We start from the raw sequence: 22,448 nt of genomic DNA on the forward strand, positions 1-22,448 counted from the left end.
GATTTTTTCATGCGAGCGTGAAGCCGACGGGCAGGTGATCGGAGCCCTTGGCTTCGTAATCGGTCCAGGCGTCTTCAAGACGCGGCACGAGACCGGCACTCAGGAAACAATAGTCGAGATGCATGCGTTTTTCGGGGTTTTCGGGATGGATCCAGCTATAGCTTTGAGACGTCAGCCGGCCGAGATGGGCAAGCGCGTCGACCGGATTTTCAAGCCGCAGCGAACGACCGTAATAGGCATCGCGCGAACCCACCATTGTGCAGTATTCCGGCGTCTCCGGCTCCATGTTGAAATCGCCCATGACGACGAAGTCCTCCGGATGCGGCGGCTCGGCAAGGCCGAAGTCGGCAGCCCCGGTGATCGCACCGCCCTCCAGCGGATAGCCGAGCAGCCGCTCCTTCAGGTAGCGGATCTGGGCGATGCGCTCTGCCGGAAGCACGTGATCGAGATGTACGGAGTACACTCGCAGGGCTCCGCCGGGTGTGGCGATCAAAGCTTCGGTCGCACCGCGCTGCACGTTCATCGGGCTGATCGTGCGGGTGCGCGGCAGGGGGATCGGCCGCGTCGCAAGGATCGGCCAGCGCGACAGGATCATGTTGCCGAACTGGAAGCGGCGGCTGACAGCACGGCCATCTTCGACCGCCGAGCCGATGTCGATATCGCAGGGCGCGTGAAACGCCGCGAAATGGCCCGGGAACAGTTTTCCGAAGCGGGCGACAAGGTCGACGTGATCGTTGCGGTGGAAACCACGCGTTACTTCCTGCAGCGCAATGATGTCGGCGTCCCCGATCGAGGCCGCGATGCGCTCGGGATCGAAGCGACCGTCGAGGCCGATGCCGTATTGGATGTTGTAGCTGACGAACCGCACGATATTCTTTGACCTCCGAATAAACCGCCTATATCGATGGCGGCAAATTAAGCCCGCGCACCTACACCGAACAGATGGCACCCAAATGAAATTTCTCGACGAAACGAAAGTCTACATCCGCTCCGGCGACGGCGGCGCAGGCGCCGTCTCGTTTAGGCGCGAGAAGTTCATCGAGTTCGGCGGCCCGGATGGCGGCGATGGCGGTCGCGGCGGCGACGTCTGGGTGGAGGCGGTCAACGGCCTCAACACGCTGATCGACTTCCGCTACCAGCAGCACTTCAAGGCGAAAACCGGCCAGCACGGCATGGGCCGCAACCGCACCGGCGCGGGCGGCGACGACGTGACACTGAAGGTACCGGTCGGCACCCAGATCTTCGAGGAAGACAACGAGACGCTGATCGTCGACATGGTGGCCGAGGGTCAGCGCTACCGGCTGGCCGCCGGCGGCAATGGCGGCTTCGGCAACGCCCATTTCAGATCGTCCACCAACCAGGCGCCGAACTGGGCCAATCCGGGCCTCGAGGGCGACGAAAAGACCCTCTGGCTGCGGCTGAAGCTGATCGCCGACGCCGGTCTCGTCGGCCTGCCGAACGCCGGCAAGTCGACCTTCCTTGCCGCCTGCACCCGCGCACGCCCGAAGATCGCCAACTATCCCTTCACGACCCTGCATCCCAATCTGGGCGTCGCGACCATCGACGGCAACGAGTTCATCATCGCCGACATCCCGGGCCTGATCGAAGGCGCGCATGAGGGCGTGGGCATCGGCGACCGCTTCCTCGGCCATGTCGAGCGCACGCGCGTGTTGCTGCACCTGGTTTCCGCCCAGGAAGAAGATGTCGCCAAAGCCTACAAGACGGTGAAGTACGAGCTCGAAGCCTATGGCGGCGGCCTCGAGGACAAGCCGCAGATCGTCGCGCTGTCGCAGATCGACGTGCTCGACGAGGACGAATTGAAGGTGAAGGCCAAGGCGCTGGCAAAGGCCTGTGGCGAACAGCCCCTTCTGCTTTCCGCCGCCGTCGGCAAGGGCATGACCGAGGCGCTGAGGGCGCTGCGCAGCGTCATCGTCGCCGCCAAGGCCGGCGAAGGCTTCGGCGAGGAGGACCTCTAGGATGACCAAGACCCGCAAGCCGCTTCAAAAGTATCGCCGGGTCGTCATCAAGATCGGGTCGGCCTTGCTGGTCGACCGCGCCACCGGGCTGAAGAAAGCCTGGCTCGACGCGATGTGCGCCGACATCGCCGGTCTCAGGGCCAAGGGCGTTGAAGTACTGGTCGTCTCCTCAGGCGCGATCGCGCTCGGCCGCACCGTGCTCAATGTGCCTGCAGGCGCGCTGAAGCTGGAGGAAAGCCAGGCGGCTGCCGCCGTCGGCCAGATCGCGCTGGCGCGCGCCTGGTCCGAGAGCCTCTCGACCGACGCGATCGTCGCCGGCCAGGTGCTGCTGACGCTTGGCGACACTGAGGAGCGCCGCCGCTACCTCAACGCCCGCGCCACCATCAATCAACTGCTGAAGCTCGGCGCCGTGCCGATCATCAACGAGAACGACACGGTCGCGACCACGGAGATCCGCTACGGCGACAATGATCGCCTGGCCGCCCGCGTCGCCACCATGGTCGGTGCCGACCTGCTGGTGCTGCTTTCCGATATCGACGGGCTCTATACCGCCCCGCCGCATCTCGACCCGAACGCCCGCTTCCTCGAAACGATTGCCGAGATCACGCCCGAGATCGAGGCCATGGCCGGCGGTGCCGCATCCGAGCTTTCGCGCGGCGGCATGCGCACCAAGATCGATGCCGGCAAGATCGCAACGACCGCGGGCTGCGCGATGATCATCGCGTCGGGCAAGCCCGACCATCCGCTGGCAGCGATCGAGGACGGCGCCCGTTCGTCCTGGTTCGCGCCCTCGGGTTCTCCGGTGACGGCGCGCAAGACCTGGATTGCCGGGCAGTTGCTTCCGGCCGGAACGCTCAGTGTCGATGCCGGCGCCGAAGAGGCACTGCGGTCCGGCAAGAGCCTGCTGCCGGCGGGTGTGCGCGAGGTGACCGGCAGCTTCAGCCGCGGCGACACGATCGCCATTCTCGGCACCTCCGGTCGCGAGATTGCTCGCGGGCTTGCCGGTTACGATGCCGACGAGGCGCGCCAGATTGCCGGCAAGAAATCGGCCGAGATCGCCGCGATCCTCGGTTATGCTGGCCGTGCCGCCATGGTGCACCGCGACGATATGGTGATGACCGGAAAACGCGTCCAAGAAGAGGGCAGCCGGAAGGATGAGGTCCATGCTTGACGAGGTGAAGAACAAGGACGACGTCGAGAGCGTCATGCTGGAAATCGGCCGCAGGGCCAAGGCCGCCAGCCGACCACTTGCCGTCGCCAGCGCCGAACGCAAGCACGCCGCGCTCATCGCCATGGCCGACACGATCGTCACACGCAGACAAGAGATCCTGGCCGCCAACGCGATCGACCTTGAAAATGCCCGCGAGACCGGCGTCGCCAGCGCCTTCATCGATCGCCTGACGCTCACCGAGGCGCGCATCTTCGATATGGCGAATGGCATCCGCGCGATCGCCGAGTTCAAGGATCCGGTCGGCGACATCATCGCCGAATGGGACCGGCCGAACGGCCTGCATATCGAGCGCGTACGCACCCCGCTCGGCGTCATCGGCGTCATCTATGAAAGCCGGCCCAACGTGACGGCAGACGCCGGCGCGCTCTGCCTCAAGGCCGGTAATGCCGTGATCCTGCGCGGCGGCTCCGACAGCTTCCATTCCTCCGGCGCCATCCACGCCTGCCTCGTCGAAGGGCTGAAGGCCGCCGGCCTGCCCGAGCATGCCATCCAGATGGTGCCGGTCGCCGATCGCGCCGCGGTCGGCGCCATGCTCTCGGGTCTCGCCGGCGCGATCGACGTCATCGTGCCGCGTGGCGGCAAGAGCCTGGTCGCCCGGGTCCAGAACGAGGCGCGCGTGCCGGTCTTTGCCCATCTCGAAGGCCTCTGCCACATCTATGTCGACGCTTCGGCCGACCTTGCCATGGCCGAAAAGATCGTGGTCAACGCGAAGATGCGGCGCACCGGCATCTGCGGTGCGGCCGAGACGCTGCTGATCGACCGCAACGGCGCCGACCGGCTGGTCAAACCGCTGCTGACGGCGCTGCTTGCGACCGGCTGCGAAGTGCGGGTTTCGGACGAACTTGCCGGTACCGTCGACGGCCTGCAGGCCGCCACCGACGAGGACTGGTCGACAGAATATCTCGACGCCATCATCTCGGTGAAGCTGGTCGACGGTATCTCGGGCGCCATCGAGCACATCGCCACCTGGTCATCAGCCCATACGGAGGCCGTCATCGCCGAGGATGCCGCGGTCGTCGAGCGCTTTTTCGCGGAGATCGATTCCGCGATCCTGCTGCACAATGCCTCGACGCAGTTTGCCGATGGCGGCGAGTTCGGCATGGGCGGCGAGATCGGCATCGCGACGGGCAAGATGCACGCGCGCGGACCAGTCGGTGTCGAGCAACTGACCTCCTTCAAATATCGGGTGCGTGGTGCTGGACAGGTCAGGCCCTGAGGTGATGGCGGGCACGGTCAACGCCCGCTACCTGCGCATGCCTCATGTCGAAAGCGGCATGGTGGTCGGCCTCTTCGGCGGGTCCTTCAATCCGCCGCACGAGGGCCATGTGCTGGTCGCCGACACCGCGATCCAGCGGTTGGGACTCGACCAGCTCTGGTGGATGGTGACCCCCGGCAATCCGCTGAAGGACCACAACAATCTGGCACCGCTTTCCGACCGCATCGCCATGAGCGAAGCGATCGCGCGCAACCCGCGCATCAAGGTGACGGCTTTCGAAAAGGCAATGGGGCAGAGTTATACCGCTCGCACGCTGGAAATCGTGCGGGCCCGCAATCGCAACATTCGCTTCGTCTGGATCATGGGCGCCGACAACCTGAGGGGTTTTCATCGCTGGCAGAACTGGCAGAAGATCGCCTGCACCTTCCCGATCGCCGTCATCGACCGGCCAGGCTCGACGCTTGCCTATCTTTCTTCGCGAATGGCGAAGACCTTCGACTATGCCCGCATCGACGAGGACGACGCGCGGCGCCTGGCTTTTCATCCAGCCCCTGCCTGGACCTTCATTCACGGCCCACGCTCATCGATGAGTTCGACGGCGCTTCGGGCTGCAGGCGGAATATGATTTTCTGGGAATCAGTTCTGCTGTCTTGAAACCACTACCGTTTGGTGCCTACATTCATGGACGGTTCGATCTTTGTTCGAATCGAAAGTGCCTGTTCTGTTCATGTGGAAAGGAAAGACCCTGACAACAGCACACGCCAAGGGATATGCGGTCTCCGCATTCCCGCGCAGCACGGGATCTAGCGACGAAGCCGCTGTCCGTGCGCTTCAACTGGTCCTCGAAAGCCTAGAGGACTCGAAGGCAGAAGATATCGTCAGCATCAACATTGCCGGAAAATCGGCGCTGGGAGACTTCATGGTCGTTGTCTCCGGGCGATCGACGAGGCATGTGATGGCCATTGCAGATCACCTGACGACCGACCTGAAAGACGGGGGCTTTGGCAATGCCCGTGTCGAAGGTCTGGAAGGCGGTGACTGGGTGCTGATCGACACCGGCGATGTGATCGTTCACATCTTCCGGCCGGAGATCCGGGAGTTCTACAACATCGAAAAGATGTGGGCGGCTCCTGAGATCGAGGACGGCACCTTGCATTGAGACCGACCGGGTCGCCGCGCAGCTGAATGCCGGACGAGCCGAGGTGTGGTCATGCATGAATTTGAAGGGCTGGCGCCGTATTGAGCGGCGTTGTCAGCCGGAAGTTTGTTGCGACTGATCGTAACCTTCGGCCCCGTTTTCCGGACAAGGCGCGTAACGACGCTGCAAGGCTCCATGGACGCGGGATAAGATTCTCCTTGAATCGATCCGATTTCAGGAACTATGCAGTGCGCGTTGCAGCGCAAGCGAGGACGGATAAGGTCATGCGTATCGGACTTTTCGCAGTCGGCCGCCTCAAGGCGGGGCCGGAAAAGGATCTCGCGGCCCGTTATCTCGATCGCTTTTCCAAGGCCGGTCCGGCGATCGGTCTGGAGCTTTCTCGCGTCGTCGAAGTCAACGAAAGCCGTGCCTCCAATGCCGAGACGCGCAAGCGGGAGGAAGCCTCCCAGCTCGAAAAGTCACTTGTCGAGGGCAGCCTGCTCGTGCTTCTCGACGAACGTGGCAAGGCGCTCGATTCCGAAGGCTTTGCATCGCTCCTCGGCATGTTCCGCGACAGCGGCAAGCGCGACCTGATGATCGCGATCGGCGGCGCCGATGGCCTCGACCCGAGCCTTCACGCCCGCGCCGATGCGGTGCTGAACCTTGGAAAGATGACCTGGCCGCACCAGTTGGCGCGCATCCTGATCGCCGAGCAGCTTTACCGCGCCGTCACCATTCTCTCCGGCCACCCCTATCATCGAGTCTAGGCCAGGTGGCCGTTTTGCGCGGGATGCTTCACCCGGCAACACGCAGCGATAACGAGAATATGCTTGGTCGTGCGCGACAAATCAGATTAGGTTTTTCCTCGTATTTTCGGATGGACGCACACGAACCGATGACGCGCCGAGGCAGGACCAGCGTTTTCAGCATGGGAAGAGACGACGCAGGACGGCTTGCCCGTAAGGCGGCGGCCTTTGCGCTCGCGCTGGCGATCGGCCTGCCGGCAGGCGCGCAGGAGGTCACGCCGCCCGGCGCCTCGATGGCCGGCCAGGAACAGGGGCCGCCTGATCCTGCCGCTGACCTCACGCTTCGCCGGAACAGCACGCGCAGCGAACTCGACGCGCTGTCGAAGACCATCACGCTGTCGCAGGAGCGCGCCAACGCGCTGACGGAGACCATCGCCGAGATCGACAAGACCAACGAGACGCTGCGGGCTGCGATCGTCGATTCCGCCAAGAAACGCCAGGCTCTTGAGCAACAGATTGTCGACGGCGAAACGAAACTGAGTGACCTCCGGACCAAGGAGGACGTCGTCCGAAAGTCGCTGCACGCACGCCGCGGGGTGCTTGCCGAGGTTCTCGCCGCCCTGCAGCGGATGGGACGCAACCCGCCGCCGGCGATCCTGGTGACGCCGGAGGATGCGCTCGCATCGGTGCGAAGCGCCATTCTGCTCGGCGCGGTCGTACCTGGCCTGCGCAAGGAAACAGAGAACCTCGTGGCCGACCTCAAGGCATTGGCCGACATTCGCGCCGGCATCGACCGGCAGCGAGAAGAGCTGACCGCGACGATGACGGCCAATGTCGAGGAAGAACGCCGCATGTCGATGCTGGTGGCCGAAAAGGAGAAGCTGCGCCAGTCGAGCGCCAGCGAGCTCGCCGCCGAGCAGCGCAAGGCGCAGGAACTTGCCGGCCAGGCCACCAATCTCCAGGGCCTGATCGGCTCGCTCGAAAGCCAGATCGCCTCCGTTCGCGAGGCCGCAGAAGCAGCCCGCGCTCAGGAGCAGGAGCGCCTGCGCATGAGTGAGGCCGAGCGTGAAGCGGCACGCGAGTTGGCCCGCAGTGCCGTGCCCGACAAAAACCGCATTGCGCCAGCATACGTGTTTTCGGAGCTGAGGAATAAGCTTGCCTATCCGGCCGCGGGATCGCTTTTGCGAAAGTTTGGTGATGCCGATGGCACGGGGCACTCCCTGCAAGGGATCATGCTGGAAACCAATCCCGGCGCGCTGGTGACTGCGCCGTCAGATGGCTGGATCGTCTACGCAGGCAATTTCCGCAGTTATGGGCAGATGATCATTCTCAATCCTGGTGACGGCTACCATGTGGTGCTGTCAGGCATGGAGACGGTGAGCGTGCAGACCGGACAATTTGTCGTGGCGGGTGAACCGCTGGCGACCATGGGCGCAAAAAGAGTCGCAAGTGCTGCGGCCTTGGCGCTGGAAACGGACCGGCCGACGCTTTACATTGAATTCCGAAAAGACGGAAAACCGGTTGATTCCCGACCATGGTGGACCGCAGCAGAGGTTGGAAAGGCGCGAAATGATACGTAGGGCTTCACTTGTTCTGGTCGGAGCGCTCATGGGCGCGACCGCGATGGGCGTGGTTTATTCGGCTGTCGTTCCGGCCGTCGCCGCCAATACCTCGACCTATCGCGAACTGGCAATTTTCGGCGACGTATTCGAACGCGTTCGCGCGCAATATGTGACGCCGCCGCAGGACGACAAGCTGATCGAGAACGCCATCAATGGCATGCTCTCGTCGCTTGATCCGCATTCGAGCTACATGAACTCGGCCGACGCCGAGGACATGCGCACCCAGACCCGCGGTGAGTTCGGCGGTCTCGGCATCGAAGTCACGATGGAAGACGATCTCGTCAAGGTCACGAGCCCGATCGACGACACGCCCGCAGCCCGGGCTGGCGTTCTCGCCGGTGACTTCATCTCGAAGATCGACGGTGCGGACGTTCGCGGCCTCAAGCTTGAAGACGCCGTCGAGAAGATGCGTGGCGCCGTCGGCACCCCGATCAAGCTGACGATCCTGCGCAAGGGCGCGGACAAGCCGATCGAGCTGACGATCGTTCGCGATGTCATTGCCGTTCGCGCCGTCAAGTTCCGCACCGAAGGCGACGTCGGCTACCTGCGCGTCATCTCGTTTACCGAGAAGACCTATGACGACCTGAAGAAGGGCATCGAGAAGATCAAGGCGGAAGTGCCAGCCGACAAGCTCAAGGGCTATGTCCTCGACCTGCGCCTCAATCCGGGCGGCCTGCTCGACCAGGCGATCAACGTCTCCGACGCCTTCCTGGAGCGCGGTGAGGTCGTTTCGACCCGCGGCCGCAACCCGGACGAAACCCGTCGCTTCAACGCCACGCCGGGCGACCTGACCGATGGCAAGCCAGTGATCGTGCTCGTCAACGGCGGCTCAGCTTCCGCTTCGGAAATCGTCGCCGGCGCCCTGCAAGACCTGAAGCGCGCGACCGTTCTCGGCACGCGTTCCTTCGGCAAGGGTTCGGTCCAGACGATCATTCCGCTCGGCGAAGCCGGTGCGCTGCGTCTGACGACCGCGCTCTACTACACGCCGTCGGGCAAATCGATCCAGGGCACGGGCATCACGCCCGACATCAAGGTCGAGCAGCCGCTGCCGCCGGAACTGCTCGGCAAGGTCGAGGCTCAGGGCGAATCCGATCTGCGTGGCCACATCCAGGGCCAGAGCGAGACCGACGAAGGTTCGGGCTCGGTCGCCTATGTGCCGCCGGAAACGAAGGACGACCTGCAGCTCAACTACGCGCTCGACCTGCTGCGCGGCAAGAAGACGGATCCGACCTTCCCGGCCAATCCGGAACAGGCTCAGCTCAAGAAGTAAGCATGCGAAGGTATCCAATTAAGGGCGCCGCGTGTTCGAAAGGACACGCGGCGCTCTGCATTTCAGCATAGTGCATCCCCCGCCCAAGGCAGATGCACTGGTCAACGCGGCACAGCTAAATTATAGGGGTACAGGTGCTGCCGCGGCCCCTGATTCTCAGGGCGATCGGCGCACTGAAGGAAGAACAGGCGAAGCGTCTCAGCGCCGCCTGGCTCGACAGCGGCCGCACGTCCTGTTCGATGCGCAAAGGTCGCTGCAGCACTTTGAATTACTACGTGTTTTGTCCTTTGATCGAATATGATTTCGGGCAGGCGTGCAAAAGCGGCAACATCGCACAGATCGACCGAGGCTCCGTTTGGGAACTGATCTCAATGCCCCCCTGGGCCAGAACCGGCGGGTGAAGCTGGCGGCGAAGCGCAATCCGCGACGTGTGCTCGGTTTCTCCTTACTCGGTCTCTGTTTGGTGTCGGTCGTCGGACTGTCGCTGTGGGGCACGCTTATGCCGGACGGGCTGAAGCGCGGTCCGATCGAAACGGCGGCGAGCGAGAGCGCCAAGGGCGCTGGCGAGACACCGTCAAAGGTGGAAAATGGCCAATCGGGCGCGGGCGGAACGATGAAGCCGGGAACCGCTTATTCCGGCGCCGACGTCGAACATACGCTCACCGATGACGGGTCCACCGTTACGACGTTTTCGCCGCGCAGCCGCGATGGCAAGGGCCCTGCCCTCATCAATGTCGGCCCGATCCGCGGCCAGGATCCGCGCATGGCGGCCATGCCCAATGACGATCTCCTGGAAGAGAGCCCGGCCGGCCGCCTGCCGATCGTCGGTCCGGACGGGCTGCGCCCGATGGATCAGTATGCCCGTCCCTGGTCGGGCGCGCGCGGCACCCGCATTGCGCTGGTGGTCGGCGGCCTCGGCCTCAGCCAGACCGGTACGCAGAAGGCGATCCGCGACCTGCCGGGCGACGTGACGCTGGGCTTTGCAACCGCCGGAAACAGCCTGCAGCGCTGGATGCAGGAGGCCCGCCGAAGCGGCCACGAGATCCTGCTGCAGGTGCCGATGGAGCCATTCGACTATCCGGCCAACGATCCCGGCCCCAACGCCTTGCGCATCGGTGTCGGCGCCAAGAAGAACCTGTCGGAATTGCACCAGAACCTCGCCGAGATCACCAATTATACCGGCATCATGAACTATCTCGGCGGCCGCTTTCTGTCGGATGCCGATGCGCTGGAACCTGTCATGCGCGATCTCGGCAAGCGCGGCCTGCTGTTCCTCGACGATGGCACCTCGGCGCAATCGCTCTCGGGCAAGCTCGCCGATGCCTTCGACGTGCCGCATGGCTTTGCCGACCTGACGCTCGACACGGAGCTCAGCCGTGGCGCGATCCTGAAGAAGCTCGACGAACTCGAGCGCATTGCGCGCCGCAATGGCACAGCCATCGGCGTCGCCTCCGCCTTCGACGAAAGCGTCAGTGCCATTGCCTCCTGGATCGGCGAGGCACAGGGGCGCGGCATCGAGATCGTCGGCGTCTCCGCGCTCGTCAAGGATCCGCAACAGAACTAGCTTACACGCATTCCAACCGGAATGATCTGATATGGAAGAACGAGGCAGCCGATGAGCAAGGACAAGAAACTGAAAGCGGATGACCTTCCCTATCGCCCCTGCGTGGGGGTGATGGTGCTGAACCGTGCGGGCCTCGTCTGGGCCGGACATCGCATCGCCGTCGGCAATTCCGAATATGATGGCTCGCCGCAACAATGGCAGATGCCGCAGGGTGGCATCGACAAGGGCGAGGATCCGCTGAAGGCCGCCTATCGCGAGCTATACGAGGAAACCGGCATGAGCACGGTGTCGCTGCTTGCGGAAGCGCCGGGCTGGATCAACTACGATCTGCCCGAGCACCTGATCGGCATCGGCCTCAAGGGCAAGTATCGCGGCCAGACGCAGCGCTGGTATGCCTTTCGCTTCGAGGGCGAGGAGAACGAGATCGCCATCAACCCGCCGCCGGGCGGGCACGATCCGGAATTCGACGCCTGGGAGTGGAAGCCGATGCGCGAACTGCCGGAGCTGATCGTGCCGTTCAAGCGCAAGGTCTACGACGAGGTTGTCTCAGCCTTCGCGCATCTGGCGCCGTAGGGCCGCCGCGCATTGTCAGGAAACAAAAAGGGCCGGCGAAATCGCCGGCCTCTTCTTTTGCTGTTGCCTGAAGATCAGTCCGCTTCGGCTTCGTTGGCCGGCGCCGCATTGAGCTGGCCGTATTTCTCTTCGCCGATCTTGTCGAGCAGCTCGAGCTGGGTTTCGAGGAAGTCGATATGGCCTTCCTCGTCGGCGAGCAGCTCTTCGAAAAGCTTCATGGAGACATAGTCTCCGGCGGCGTGACAGATATCGCGCGATTTCTTGTAGGCGGTGCGCGCATCGTATTCGCCGGCAAGGTCGGCCTTCAGCACTTCCTTGACGTTCTGGCCGATGCGCAGCGGCGCAACCGTCTGCAGGTTGGGATGACCTTCAAGGAAGATGATGCGCGCTACGAGCTTGTCGGCATGCTGCATCTCCTCGATGGATTCCGCGCGCTCCTTCTTGGCGAGAAGCGTGTAACCCCAGTCTTCGAGGAGGCGGTAGTGCAGCCAATACTGGTTGACGGCACCGAGTTCGAGATAGAGCGCTTCGTTAAGCTGCTCGATGACTTTTTTGTCGCCTTTCAAGATCCGCCCTCCGATTATCCTCATGGAATTGTTTGAGGCGGGTCATGAAATCAAATATCTCGGCGTCCGTCGAGTCGCGGTGCGCGTGATATTGCTCGGTGGTGCGGATGATGATGTCGACGACATTGGGGAAGCAACCGCAGCAACGGCCGCGTTTTTCCATCGCGTGATAGACTTTCGCCGGCACGATCAGCTGCCAACAGTCCTCGTCGAGGAGGCCGATAATCGTGTCCTCGATCTCTTTTTCCGTGATGAAATTGCAGCTGCAAACCAGCATGTCGTCTCGCCTGTCGTACGCAACGCCCTGTATCAGCGCATAAAGCAAAACAGGACATTTAGTGTCAACTAAAAACTCCGCGAGCGAAAGTTGCAGCCCAATTAGAATAACTCTAAACCGGACAAAAAGCTTCGTCTTTTCAAAATTTTAGAGAAACGTGAACGACTATTCGTGTAGACCAGAGGTCGATCAGGCCACGCCTGTCCTGCGACATTTTTACACACCGCAGGCGCTATGCTGCCAGGAAGAGCCAGACTGTGGCTTCCACCGCATGATGATCCGGACCGTTCCGGACCTCGCGTAAGGTGATCTGCTTCTTTCCTCCAAAGGCCACCCGACTGCCCGTTGAAGCAGCCGGGTCGGAGTTCTGTCTTTAATGAAAATTACGCCCCTTCGGCATCACCTCCGCCACCTCGGCGGTCGTCTGCTCCGGGCTGGCGCCGGCACGCCGTGCCATGGTCAGACGTAGATCGCCCTGCGCCTTCTTCTCGCGCGCGTCGCCGGTCGGCTTTAGCGCTTCGTCGGCGCGGTCGCTTGCACCGAACCGCCGCGCCTCTGTGCGCAACAGCCCCAGCATCGGCGTGATGTCTTCGATGTGTTCGGCAACCACATGGATGACGCTGCTTTCGCGCTGCAGCCGGCCGCGGATCTTGACGAGCCGCGCGCCCATGACCACCGGACGATAGGCGGTAAACACCTTCGGCCAGACGATCGCATTGGCGACACCGGTCTCGTCCTCGATGGTCATGAAGATGACCCCCTTGGCGGAACCCGGGCGCTGGCGCACCAGCACCAGTCCGGCGACCGTGATCCGTCGCCCGACCGGGGCGGTCGCAAGCGTGCGGCTCGGCACGATGCCCTGTTCGGACAACTGCGACCTCAGGAACGAAACCGGATGCGCCTTGAGCGAGAAGGAGAGATAGCGATAGTCGTTGATCACCTGCTCACCCGGCAGCATCTCCGGCAGGACCATCGCCGGCTCCGGCCGCAACTCCTCCTTCGCCGCGCCCTCGAAGAGCGGCAACCGTTCCGCAGCACTCTTTTCATCCAGCGCCTTCACCACCCAGAGCGCCTTGCGGCGGTCGAGCCCGATCGAGCGGAAGGCATCCGCGTCCGCAAGCCTTTCGAGCGCCGAGCGAGAGAGGCCCGAGCGCAGCCAGAGATCGCGCACCGTCCGGTAGCCGGCGCCACGATTGGCGACGAGCTTCTTCTCGATCTCTTCCTGTTTCAGACCCTTGATCGAATTGAAGCCGAGGCGCATCGCCCTCTTCGTCTTGATCACGTCCTCCATCTCACGGTGGCGCGGCTCGATGGCACCGCGATCGAGGCTCCCCTCTTCGAGGTCCGCATCCCAGACCGAATGGTTGATGTCGACGGGTCGAACCCGGACCCCATGCTCCCTTGCATCGCGCACCAGTTGCCCGGGCGCGTAAAAGCCCATCGGCTGCGAGTTCAAAAGTGCCGCGCAGAAGACATCCGGGTAATAGGTCTTCAGCCACGACGAGACATAGACCAGCAGCGCGAAGGACGCCGCATGGCTTTCGGGAAAGCCATATTCGCCGAAGCCCTCGATCTGCTTGAAGCAGCGCTCTGCAAAATCGCGCGGGTAGTTGTTCCTGACCATGCCTTCGATCATCTTCTGATGGAAAGTATGGATCGTGCCGGTGCGCTTGAAGGTCGCCATGGCACGGCGCAACTGGTCGGCCTCGCCTGGCGAGAAACCGGCAGCGGTAATGGCGATCTGCATCGCCTGCTCCTGGAACAAGGGCACGCCGAGCGTCCGCTCCAGAACCATCTCCAGTTCCTTGCTCGGATATTCGATGGGGATATTACGAGCGCGCTGCTCCCTTCGCTTCAGATAAGGATGCACCATGTTGCCCTGGATCGGCCCCGGCCGGACGATCGCCACCTCGATGACGAGATCATAGAAGATACGCGGCTTCAGCCGCGGCAGCATGCTCATCTGTGCCCGGCTCTCGATCTGGAAGACACCGATCGTATCGGCGCGGCAGATCATGTCGTAGACGTCCTTCTGGTCATCCTTGAAGAGCTGGTGCAGGGTTTTCTTCTCGCCGTAGTGCCGGTCGAGCAGTGCGAAGGCACGGGCGATGCAGGTGAGCATGCCGAGCGCCAGCACGTCGATCTTCAGGATCTTCAGCGTATCGAGGTCATCCTTGTCCCACTCGATCATGAAGCGGTCGGGCATCGCCGTGTTCATGATCGGCACCACCTCGTCGAGCCGGTCGCGGGTAATCACGAAGCCGCCGACATGTTGGGAGAGATGACGCGGAAAGCTCATCAGCTCGGTGGCGTAATCGAGCACACGGACAGTGGTCGGGTCCTTCGTGTCGAGACCGGCGGCCTTTGCTTCACGTTCGGAGAGATCGGCGACCGACCAGCCCCAGACAGAGCCGGCGAGTGCCGATTGCACGTCTTCTGAAAAGCCAAAAGCCTTGGCGGTCTCCCGGCCGGCAGAGCGCGCCCGGTAACTGATGACGGCGGCCGTCAGCCCCGCATGCTCCTTGCCGTAGGTCCGGTAGATATGCTGGATCACCTCTTCCCGCTTCTCGTGCTCGAAATCGACGTCGATATCCGGCGGCTCGTCCCGTTCGGTCGAGATGAAACGATCGAAAAGCAGAGTGGTCGAAAGCGGGTCGACCTCAGTAATGCGCAGGCAGTAGCAGACGGTGGAATTCGCCGCCGAACCACGCCCCTGGCAGAGGATTTCGGCGCTGCGCGCAAACTGCATGATGTTGCGCACCGTCAGGAAGTAAGGCTCGTAGCGCTTTTCTGCGATCAGGCCGAGTTCGTATTCGATCTGCGTCGAAACCTTCTCGGAAATGCCGTCCGGATAGCGCGCATGCGCGCCCTCCATCGTCAGCCGCCGCAGCGTCTGTGTCGGTGTCTCGCCCGCAATGCTTTCGTCCGGATATTGATATTCGAGGTCAGACAGCGAGAACTTCAAACGCCTGAAGAACTGTCCGGTATTGGCGATCGCTTCCGGATAGTCGCGGAAGATGCGCGCCATTTCCTCAGGCGTCTTCAGATGCCTTTCGGCATTGGCGTGCAGCCGATAGCCGGCCGAAGCGATCGTCACATGCTCGCGGATGGCGGTGACGACATCGGCGAGCGGCCGTCGCGCGGCCGTGTGGAACAGCGGACTGTTGGTGGCGACGAGCCTGACCGCCGCATGGCGGGCAATGGTCGCAAGCCCGGCAAAGGCAAGCTGATCGAAGCCGTCATAACGCGGCACCAGCGCCAGATGGAGCCGATCGGCAAAATGCGGCTTCAGGCGCTTGAGGAAATCGGCAAGCAGGGTCGCCTCCGGCGCGCCGATGACCGGATCGGGCAGCACGACGAGCAACAGGTCCTCGCCCCATTCGATGAGATCGGTCTCGTAGAGCGTGCAGGTGCCCTTCGTAGCCCGCAGGTTTCCGGCGCTCAGCATGCGGCAGAGATTGCCCCAGCCACGGCGATTTAAGGGATAGGCAAGCACATCGGGCAGCTTTTCGGCGAAAGAGAGCCGCGCCCCCGGCTGGAAGGCATACTTCTCCACCTTGGCCTGCGCATGGGCGCGCACGACGCCGGCAACCGTGTTGCGATCGGCAATGCCGATACCGCCAATACCGAGGCGGCTTGCAGCGACCACCATTTCGCCCGGATGGGAGGCGCCTTCGAGGAAGGAGAAATTCGACCAGGCGCCGATCTCGAAGTAGGGGGTGCTCATGCGAAGACTCCATGCATGAACCAGCGCGGCGGGGCGCCAGCCCCATAATGGCCTTCACGAAACAGCCAGAACCGCCGGCCGCGTTCGTCTTCCACCCGGAAATAGTCGCGCTCCATCGCCGGCTCACCGTCGAGCCACCATTCACCGGCAATCCTCTCCGGCCCTTCGGCCCGCGCAATGCGATGCAGCGTGCGGCGCCAGCGGAAGCTTCGGGGCGGCCCCTCCGGCACCTCGGCCACCGCCTCCACCGGCTCGGGACTTGGAAAGAGCCGCTGCGGCCGGGCCGCAACGGCAAGCAGGGTCGCCGGAATGTTTTCCGCCGGTCCATCGACCTTGCCCATGAGCCCCAGATCCGTGAGCGGGCGGAAGCTTGCCGCCCGCTCTGGCACATGGCTTTCCGAGAGAGCCGGCACAAGAAGGCTCTCCGCCCCGAAGCGGGCCATGACCCGATCGGCAAAGGCCGCAAGCGGCCGCTCACGATCCGGCGTGCCGGAAAAATCCTCCTGCATCACCTCGTATTTTTCGCTCTTCGGCACCGAGAGCCGGAGGATCTCAAAACCGAAGCCGGCATCGAGGTCCTCATGCACCGCCTGCAGGCGCTCGCGGAAAAGCCCCGCGACACGCCGCGGCTCGTTGAGCGGCGCAGAGGTTCCGGCGGCGATGCGGAAGACGGCACCGTCGACACGAAACAGCAGAAGCTCGAACAGGCGCCCGCCCTCGCCACGTTTTTCCAGCTCCGGCTTCAGCCGGGCCGCCAGCTCCTCCGCCAGACCCAGAATATCGTCTTCGCCCTGAACCGGTTCGCCGAGCCGCCGCTCTACGGAAAGGGCAGCGACGGGCAGCCGCGGCGACAGCGGCTCGTCCTCCCGTCCGAGTGCCTGATCGAGGCGCAGAAGCAGGCTCGCACCGAACCGGCGGGCAAGCGGCGCGCGCGGCGCCTCGAGGAGATCGCCGACTTGTTTGAGCCCAACCCGGCCAAGCGTTTCGATCGTCTCTTGCGGCAGCCGGAGGGCTGCCATCGGCAGCGGCGCCAGCACCCGTGCGGCCTCATCCGGAGCAATGACGCCTTCGGAGCCGAAGCGCGCCACTGCCCAGGAAAGCCCGGCGGAGGATGAAATCGCCGCCCGCGCCTCGACGCCCAAGTGAAAGAGGCGGGCAAGCAGGTCGTCGAGCAGCGCTTTTTCGCCGCCGAGCAGATGGGCGCAGCCGGTGATGTCGAGAAAGAGGCCGCTGTCACCATCGAGCGCGACGAGCGGCGTGTAGCGGCAGCACCAATCCGCAAGGCCCGCAAGCAGTGCCCGATCGGCAACGGGATCGGCCGGCAGCACATCGATCTCGGGACACATGGCCCGGGCTTCGGCAACGCCCTGGCCGATTTGAAAGCCCGCCCGTTCGGCGAAACCATCGAGGGCGACGAGGCGCATCGCGCTCTTCACCCTGTCGGCGAAGACGACGGGCGGATGCTCAGGACGCCCGCGGGAAAGCCACGAGTTCCCCCAGCGCTTGCGGGCGACCCGATCGGCCGGAAGATGCGGAAAGGCGAGCGATAGAATGCGCTGGTTCTGGATCTGCCGCAGCAGCGGCTGGTAGGGGCTCGACGGGGTAAAGGCGGCGGTCATGGGGGTTCCACTCCAGCAGGAAGCCGAGCGGCGCAGGAGCCCTGCTCTTCTCGGCGATGACATGAAAGACGGGATGGCCGATGCTGCCGCGAAGCATCGATCCATCCGGTAGCGGACGCTCGCGCGCCGGCGCCGGCTCGACGAGGAAGCGAAAGAAGGCACTGCTCGCCTCCTCGTGTCCGGATTGGCGCAAAAGCAGAAGAGGAACGTGGCCCGCCCGTGAGCGGACATGCAGGCGCCGGCTCTCGCTGAGCGCAAGGGCGCCAGGGTTGCCGCGAATTTCGAGAATGACGGCGCAGAAGCTCGGGACGGAAAGGGCCGCTTCGGCGATCCAAAGCGCATCCTTCACGGTGCGCGGCAGGCTGAAGACAAGGCCGCGGACATCGAGCCCGTAGGCCCTGAGACCAAGCCCATAGGGCAGGCCCGCCTCGGTGGACGCCATCGACTGGCTGATCCAGAGAACGGGAGCCACAAGCTCGCCCTTTTCAAGCCGCGCCTTTTGGCAGAGCACGCTGAGAGCGGCGGCAAAGCCGGCGGCGGCGCCAGCATCGCGCGTCTCGGCATTGCGGATTTCCGTCATGCCTTCGAGCGGCAGACCGCCTTCAAGAAGATCGTCCAGATCCGGAATGCCGAGCGAAAGCGCTCGGCGTCCGGGCTCATCGTCGTCCTCGCGCTGACGGAAGCCGCCGGGATCGGCCGCCTTGGCGGCGCGCACGACGCCCGGAAGCCGACGGTTTTCGATCCTGGCGATCGTCTCTCGGAGCAAAAGTACCGTCTCCCGCTCCACGGCTTTGTCGGCCATGACGGTCAACTCCCATCAAATGTTCGTGTTATGTTCTATTAGATTCCAGAGCTTCCCAAATGAGTCAACAGCCAATTATGAGAATTTATTCCTGTCCCTGTAAGCACGGAATTCAACACTCGAAAAACACTGGCAAAATCGCTATATGGAGGGCAACAAGGAGTGCCTATGGCCCGCATTGACCAGACCGATGATTGGCGGGAACGCCACGCACCGACGCTTACCACTTTCGAGCAGCTTGCGCTGGAGGCCTATGGCCACCTGCCGCAGGAATTCCGTCAGCTGACAACCGACCTCATCATCGAAGTTGCCGACTTTCCGAGCGACGACGTGTTCGAGGACATGGCGCTGGAAACGCCTTTCGACCTGCTCGGCCTCTTCGAAGGCCGTGGCATCAGTGAGCGCTTCACCATGGAAACCGGCCAGTTTCCGAACCGCATCACCCTCTATCGCCGTCCGATCATCGACTATTGGGCCGAGAACGAGGAAACGCTGGGCGACATCATCACCCACGTGCTGATCCACGAGATCGGCCACCATTTCGGCCTTTCCGACGACGACATGGAACGGATCGAAGCCAGCGTCGAGCATGTCGGCGGCTAACAAGCTCACCGTTTCGCTTTGCCCCTCATCCGGCCTGCCGGCCACCTTCTCCCCGCCTGCGGGGAGAAGGAAACGCGCAGCACCCACTCGTCTCGATGAACCATCCCCGCAGAGGGACGACACCAAGTAACGACGGAGCTTTCGCCCGCGTCCCTCTCCCTGCCTGCGGGAAGAGGGTTAGGGTGAGGGAGCAGTCGCTGATGGCAGCTGCGACTACTGCTCCGACAGCTTGATATCCGGGGTGTACTCTTTCCCCTCGACCTCTTTCACCACCGCCTGGCCGCACTGCATGTGCTGCGTGTCGGCGTTGAAGGCGTAAGTCGGCGAGCCGTGCAGGCTCCAGCCCTGGTTCAGCGCCGCCGTCACTTTGTGGCAGAAGGAGGCGTCGTCGGGTCCGGTCAGGAAGCGGTAGAGTTTCAAGATCTTGTCTTTCGTTTTTCGATGAGATCCGCCTTGGCGGCGAGCGTCACGGCCTGATCGAGGTGCAACCGCTCGACCATCCGGCCATTGAGATTGATGACGCCCTTGCCGGCGTTTTCCGTGAGCGCGAAGGCCGCGATGATCGCGCGCGCCTCGTCGACGGCGATCTGCTCCACGCCGAAACGTTCGTTCGCCGGGCCGATCTGGGCCGGATGGATCAGCATCTTGCCATCGTAGCCCATGTCGCGGCCCTGCCGGCATTCCTCGTCGAAACCATCAACGTCGCGAAAATCGTTGAACACCGCGTCGATGACGTCGAGGCCGCCGCCGCGGGCGGCAAGCAGGATCTGCATCAGCCAGGCAACGAGATAGGGGCGGCCGGGCCGGTCGGGCACGCCGGTTTCCTTGCGCAGGTCATTAAGGCCGACGACGAAACAATCGAGCCTCCCACCGAAGGTGCGGCCGGTCTCGGCGATGACAGGCGCATTGATGACGCCACGCGGCGTCTCGATCATCGCCCAGAGACGCAGCGTCTCCGGCGCATCGTTTTCGGCAAGCCAATCGGCCGCCGCCTGGATATCCGCCGGGCTCTCAACCTTCGGCAGAAGAACAGCATCGGGCTTCGCCGCAAGAGCTGCTGCGAGATCCTCCTGACCGAAGCCGGAGCCGAGCGCATTGATGCGGATAACGATTTCGCAATCCGGCCGGTTCGCCGTGAGGTGCTGTACCAGCGCTGCGCGGGCCTCGGCCTTGCGCTCAGGCGCTACCGCATCCTCGAGATCGAAGATCACTGCGTCCGCCGCCAGCTCGGCGACCTTGGCAAGCGCCCGGGCGTTGTCAGCGGGCACACAAAGCACCGAGCGACGCAGGCGCACGGGGTGATGTTCTGTCGATTTGCTCATGTCTCAGTTGTGCCCGCCTTTCATTCGTTCCGCAAGACGAGGCGAACCGCCGCACCCCATTCGAAAGCCCACCTCTTGCAAGTGCCGGCACGAACCACCACATCGCCATCAGAAAGGTGACGATTATGCAAAGCATTCGCTCTGTTCTCTTTACGGCCGCAGCCCTGACCATCACGTTTGCGGCCTTCGTTCTGACCGCTTCGCTGGCACTGGCGCTGGCCGGCATCGCCGCCGTCGTCGTGATCGGCAGCGCCATTGCCGCCCGGCTGAACCTCAAGCCGGCCCGCGCAACTGTCCGTCCGGCCGCAGCAACTGCCGCCCACGGCCAACGTGAGATGCGCATCTGGAACGACGGTCGCGGCACGATCATCGACCTCTGATCTCTCCCGATCCGGGCAAGACCGGCCGGGCCGATCCACGATCGGCTCGCCTTTTGTGATGCCTGCAAAACGACGCGCCGCACCGGCTTCAAATTTTTTTCCATCCCCATGTCGGATCGGGCGTTCCCCGCCCGTCCTTGAGACAGGCCAGCAACGGTCCTGGCTCCTCAAACAGGATGGAGAAACCCGATGGATACCCAGACGCAGCAAACTGAAACGCAGCAGCCGGCACCGGTTCTGAACGGCCTTCTGCCCTATCTGCAGGTCGATGGCGCCGCCAAGGCGTCCGAATTCTACCAGCGCGCCTTTGGCGGCAAGGAAGTCAACCGGCACCCGCTCGACGAGCAGGGCCGCACGATGCACATCCACCTCTACGTCAACGGCAGTTCGCTGATGCTGGCCGATGCCTATCCGGAATACGGCCATCCGCTGGAAAAGCCGCAGGCCTTCACCCTGACGCTCACCGTCGAAGACATCGACGCCTGGTGGGACCGCGCCGTTGCCGCCGGTGCGGAAGTGGTGATGCCGATCGAGGTGATGTTCTGGGGCGACCGTTACGGCCAGCTTCGCGACCCCTTCGGCGTTCTCTGGGCGATGAACAGCCCTGTGAAGGCAGGCTGAGGCCGGCCCAACAATCGAAATTCGGACGGATGTTCCATCGGGCGGGCATTTTCACCCGCCCGATGACGCGTGTCTGGATAGATTTTCCTTCAATTCGGCGCAAAACTCATCTAAACGCTAGCGCAACATTCTTCTGAAATCGAAGGCCTGAAGTTATGGAAAAATTCGTCAAGCTCACCGGTGTCGCCGCCCCCCTCCCCGTCGTCAACATCGACACGGACATGATCATTCCGAAGGATTACCTGAAGACGATCAAGCGCACCGGCCTTGGCAAGGGCCTTTTCGCCGAAGCCCGTTACAACGAGGATGGCTCGGTCAACCCGGACTTCGTGCTCAACAAGCCCGCCTACCAGAACGCCAAGATCCTGGTTGCCGGCGACAATTTCGGCTGCGGCTCCTCGCGCGAGCACGCACCGTGGGCGCTGCTCGACTTCGGTATCCGCTGCGTGATCTCCACGTCGTTCGCCGACATCTTCTACAACAACTGTTTCAAGAACGGCATTCTGCCGATCGTCGTCAGCCAGGCTGACCTCGACAAGTTGATGGATGACGCCTCGCGCGGTTCCAACGCCATCCTCTCGGTCGACCTCGAATCCCAGGAAATCACCGGTCCGGACGGCGGCTCGGTCAAGTTCGAGGTCGATGCCTTCAAGCGTCACTGCCTGCTGAACGGCCTCGATGACATCGGCCTGACGCTGGAAAAGGCGACCGCCATCGACAGCTTCGAGAAGTCGGTCGGCGCCTCGCGCCCCTGGGCCTAAAGCAAGCGGCATGACGCGCAAGCTCATCTCCTCGGGCTCGCCCTTCGAAAAGACGGCAGGCTATTCGCGTGCCGTCGCGATGGGCGACTGGTGCTTCGTCTCCGGCACGACCGGCTACGACTACGCCACCATGACCATGCCCGAGACGGTGGAGGAGCAGGCGCGCAACTGCCTGAAGACGATCGAGGGCGCGCTGAAGGAAGCGGGCTTCTCGATGAAGGACGTGGTGCGCAACCACTACTACGTCACCGATGCAAGCTTCGCCGACCGAGTGTTCCCGATTTTCGGCGAAGTCTTCGGCGAGATCCGCCCGGCCGCAACCATGATCGTCTGCGATCTGATCCGCCCGGAAATGCTGATCGAGATCGAGGTCACCGCCCTTCGCGGCTGAGACAGAGCTTTCTGCTCGCACCATCACTTCTCAAATCGATTCC

General features: G+C 63.1%; 24 protein-coding genes. 16 read left to right on the forward strand and 8 right to left on the reverse strand.

The genetic code is table 11. The features are described from left to right. Window positions 1-7: 7 nt before the first annotated feature. Entirely contained in the window at window positions 8-868 is an 861-nt protein-coding gene (locus tag PWG15_RS17485; protein WP_275021784.1) for an endonuclease/exonuclease/phosphatase family protein, read from the reverse strand. A gap of 85 nt (window positions 869-953) precedes the next feature. Between PWG15_RS17485 and obgE the strand changes: the two genes are divergently transcribed. The 11 genes from obgE to PWG15_RS17540 all read left to right on the forward strand — a co-directional run bounded on the left by obgE (window position 954) and on the right by PWG15_RS17540 (window position 11,336). After that, window positions 954-1,976 carry a GTPase ObgE gene (gene obgE / locus PWG15_RS17490; RefSeq protein WP_275021785.1) on the forward strand — a complete coding sequence of 341 codons (1,023 nt, stop codon included), beginning with the start codon at window positions 954-956 and terminating at the stop codon, window positions 1,974-1,976. A 1-nt stretch (window position 1,977) separates the two neighbouring features. Continuing rightward, the gene (proB, locus tag PWG15_RS17495; protein WP_275021786.1) at window positions 1,978-3,147 is read left to right on the forward strand and encodes a glutamate 5-kinase; all 1,170 of its coding nucleotides are present in this window, start codon (window positions 1,978-1,980) and stop codon (window positions 3,145-3,147) included. Next, complete coding sequence (locus tag PWG15_RS17500) at window positions 3,140-4,423, forward strand: glutamate-5-semialdehyde dehydrogenase (RefSeq protein WP_275021787.1); 1,284 nt, start codon at window positions 3,140-3,142, stop codon at window positions 4,421-4,423. Before proB ends, PWG15_RS17500 begins: the two co-directional genes overlap by 8 nt. A 58-nt stretch (window positions 4,424-4,481) precedes the next feature. Beyond that, on the forward strand, window positions 4,482-5,048 hold the full coding sequence (locus PWG15_RS17505) for a nicotinate-nucleotide adenylyltransferase (protein ID WP_275024450.1): 567 nt from the start codon (window positions 4,482-4,484) through the stop codon (window positions 5,046-5,048). A 102-nt stretch (window positions 5,049-5,150) separates the two neighbouring features. Continuing rightward, window positions 5,151-5,582 carry a ribosome silencing factor gene (gene rsfS, locus PWG15_RS17510; RefSeq protein ID WP_077968685.1) on the forward strand — a complete coding sequence of 144 codons (432 nt, stop codon included), beginning with the start codon at window positions 5,151-5,153 and terminating at the stop codon, window positions 5,580-5,582. 263 nt (window positions 5,583-5,845) lie between these two features. After that, window positions 5,846-6,328 carry a 23S rRNA (pseudouridine(1915)-N(3))-methyltransferase RlmH gene (gene rlmH / locus PWG15_RS17515; RefSeq protein ID WP_275021788.1) on the forward strand — a complete coding sequence of 161 codons (483 nt, stop codon included), beginning with the start codon at window positions 5,846-5,848 and terminating at the stop codon, window positions 6,326-6,328. Window positions 6,329-6,489: 161 nt separating this feature from the next. Next, window positions 6,490-7,887 carry a murein hydrolase activator EnvC family protein gene (locus tag PWG15_RS17520; protein ID WP_275021789.1) on the forward strand — a complete coding sequence of 466 codons (1,398 nt, stop codon included), beginning with the start codon at window positions 6,490-6,492 and terminating at the stop codon, window positions 7,885-7,887. Beyond that, window positions 7,877-9,199, forward strand: coding sequence for a S41 family peptidase (locus PWG15_RS17525; RefSeq protein ID WP_275021790.1), 1,323 nt, complete (start codon window positions 7,877-7,879; stop codon window positions 9,197-9,199). The genes PWG15_RS17520 and PWG15_RS17525 overlap by 11 nt, the downstream gene beginning before the upstream one ends. Before the next feature lie 134 nt (window positions 9,200-9,333). Beyond that, window positions 9,334-9,600, forward strand: coding sequence for a hypothetical protein (locus PWG15_RS17530; RefSeq protein ID WP_275021791.1), 267 nt, complete (start codon window positions 9,334-9,336; stop codon window positions 9,598-9,600). Next, window positions 9,555-10,763, forward strand: a complete 1,209-nt coding sequence (locus tag PWG15_RS17535; protein WP_275021792.1) for a divergent polysaccharide deacetylase family protein — start codon at window positions 9,555-9,557, stop codon at window positions 10,761-10,763. Before PWG15_RS17530 ends, PWG15_RS17535 begins: the two co-directional genes overlap by 46 nt. A gap of 51 nt (window positions 10,764-10,814) precedes the next feature. Beyond that, window positions 10,815-11,336 carry an RNA pyrophosphohydrolase gene (locus PWG15_RS17540; protein WP_275021793.1) on the forward strand — a complete coding sequence of 174 codons (522 nt, stop codon included), beginning with the start codon at window positions 10,815-10,817 and terminating at the stop codon, window positions 11,334-11,336. Between the two features lie 74 nt (window positions 11,337-11,410). On the opposite strand, the gene bfr is transcribed toward PWG15_RS17540, so the two are convergent. From bfr to PWG15_RS17565, 5 genes are all read right to left on the reverse strand, one after another. After that, the gene (gene bfr / locus PWG15_RS17545) at window positions 11,411-11,902 is read right to left on the reverse strand and encodes a bacterioferritin (protein WP_034802698.1); all 492 of its coding nucleotides are present in this window, start codon (window positions 11,900-11,902) and stop codon (window positions 11,411-11,413) included. Continuing rightward, window positions 11,868-12,179, reverse strand: coding sequence for a (2Fe-2S)-binding protein (locus PWG15_RS17550; RefSeq protein ID WP_057254958.1), 312 nt, complete (start codon window positions 12,177-12,179; stop codon window positions 11,868-11,870). Before PWG15_RS17550 ends, bfr begins: the two co-directional genes overlap by 35 nt. A gap of 373 nt (window positions 12,180-12,552) precedes the next feature. Continuing rightward, window positions 12,553-15,906, reverse strand: a complete 3,354-nt coding sequence (locus PWG15_RS17555; protein WP_275021794.1) for an error-prone DNA polymerase — start codon at window positions 15,904-15,906, stop codon at window positions 12,553-12,555. Then, a complete protein-coding gene (locus PWG15_RS17560; RefSeq protein ID WP_275024451.1) occupies window positions 15,903-17,486 on the reverse strand; it encodes a Y-family DNA polymerase in 1,584 nt (527 codons plus the stop codon). The genes PWG15_RS17555 and PWG15_RS17560 overlap by 4 nt, the downstream gene beginning before the upstream one ends. Next, window positions 17,371-18,327, reverse strand: coding sequence for an ImuA family protein (locus PWG15_RS17565; RefSeq protein WP_275021795.1), 957 nt, complete (start codon window positions 18,325-18,327; stop codon window positions 17,371-17,373). The genes PWG15_RS17560 and PWG15_RS17565 overlap by 116 nt, the downstream gene beginning before the upstream one ends. 168 nt (window positions 18,328-18,495) lie before the next feature. On the opposite strand from PWG15_RS17565, the gene PWG15_RS17570 reads away from it, so the two are divergent. Beyond that, on the forward strand, window positions 18,496-18,930 hold the full coding sequence (locus PWG15_RS17570; protein WP_034802708.1) for a metallopeptidase family protein: 435 nt from the start codon (window positions 18,496-18,498) through the stop codon (window positions 18,928-18,930). A gap of 213 nt (window positions 18,931-19,143) precedes the next feature. Here the strand turns inward: PWG15_RS17570 and PWG15_RS17575 are convergent, their stop codons facing one another. Both PWG15_RS17575 and PWG15_RS17580 read right to left on the reverse strand, forming a co-directional pair. Then, window positions 19,144-19,350: a DUF1737 domain-containing protein gene (locus tag PWG15_RS17575; protein WP_275021796.1), complete on the reverse strand. Its 207-nt coding sequence runs from the start codon at window positions 19,348-19,350 to the stop codon at window positions 19,144-19,146. Continuing rightward, the gene (locus tag PWG15_RS17580) at window positions 19,347-20,252 is read right to left on the reverse strand and encodes an HpcH/HpaI aldolase/citrate lyase family protein (RefSeq protein WP_275021797.1); all 906 of its coding nucleotides are present in this window, start codon (window positions 20,250-20,252) and stop codon (window positions 19,347-19,349) included. The genes PWG15_RS17575 and PWG15_RS17580 overlap by 4 nt, the downstream gene beginning before the upstream one ends. A gap of 125 nt (window positions 20,253-20,377) precedes the next feature. Here PWG15_RS17580 and PWG15_RS17585 point away from each other — a divergent pair, with 125 nt between their 5' ends. From PWG15_RS17585 to PWG15_RS17600, 4 genes are all read left to right on the forward strand, one after another. After that, entirely contained in the window at window positions 20,378-20,632 is a 255-nt protein-coding gene (locus PWG15_RS17585; RefSeq protein WP_275021798.1) for a hypothetical protein, read from the forward strand. Between the two features lie 189 nt (window positions 20,633-20,821). Further along, the gene (locus PWG15_RS17590; RefSeq protein WP_275021799.1) at window positions 20,822-21,253 is read left to right on the forward strand and encodes a VOC family protein; all 432 of its coding nucleotides are present in this window, start codon (window positions 20,822-20,824) and stop codon (window positions 21,251-21,253) included. Between the two features lie 155 nt (window positions 21,254-21,408). Continuing rightward, on the forward strand, window positions 21,409-22,014 hold the full coding sequence (leuD, locus tag PWG15_RS17595) for a 3-isopropylmalate dehydratase small subunit (protein ID WP_275021800.1): 606 nt from the start codon (window positions 21,409-21,411) through the stop codon (window positions 22,012-22,014). 10 nt (window positions 22,015-22,024) lie between these two features. Next, window positions 22,025-22,405 carry a RidA family protein gene (locus PWG15_RS17600; protein WP_275021801.1) on the forward strand — a complete coding sequence of 127 codons (381 nt, stop codon included), beginning with the start codon at window positions 22,025-22,027 and terminating at the stop codon, window positions 22,403-22,405. Window positions 22,406-22,448: the final 43 nt, after the last annotated feature.

The organism is Ensifer adhaerens (assembly GCF_028993555.1).
Lineage (GTDB): Bacteria > Pseudomonadota > Alphaproteobacteria > Rhizobiales > Rhizobiaceae > Ensifer > Ensifer adhaerens_I.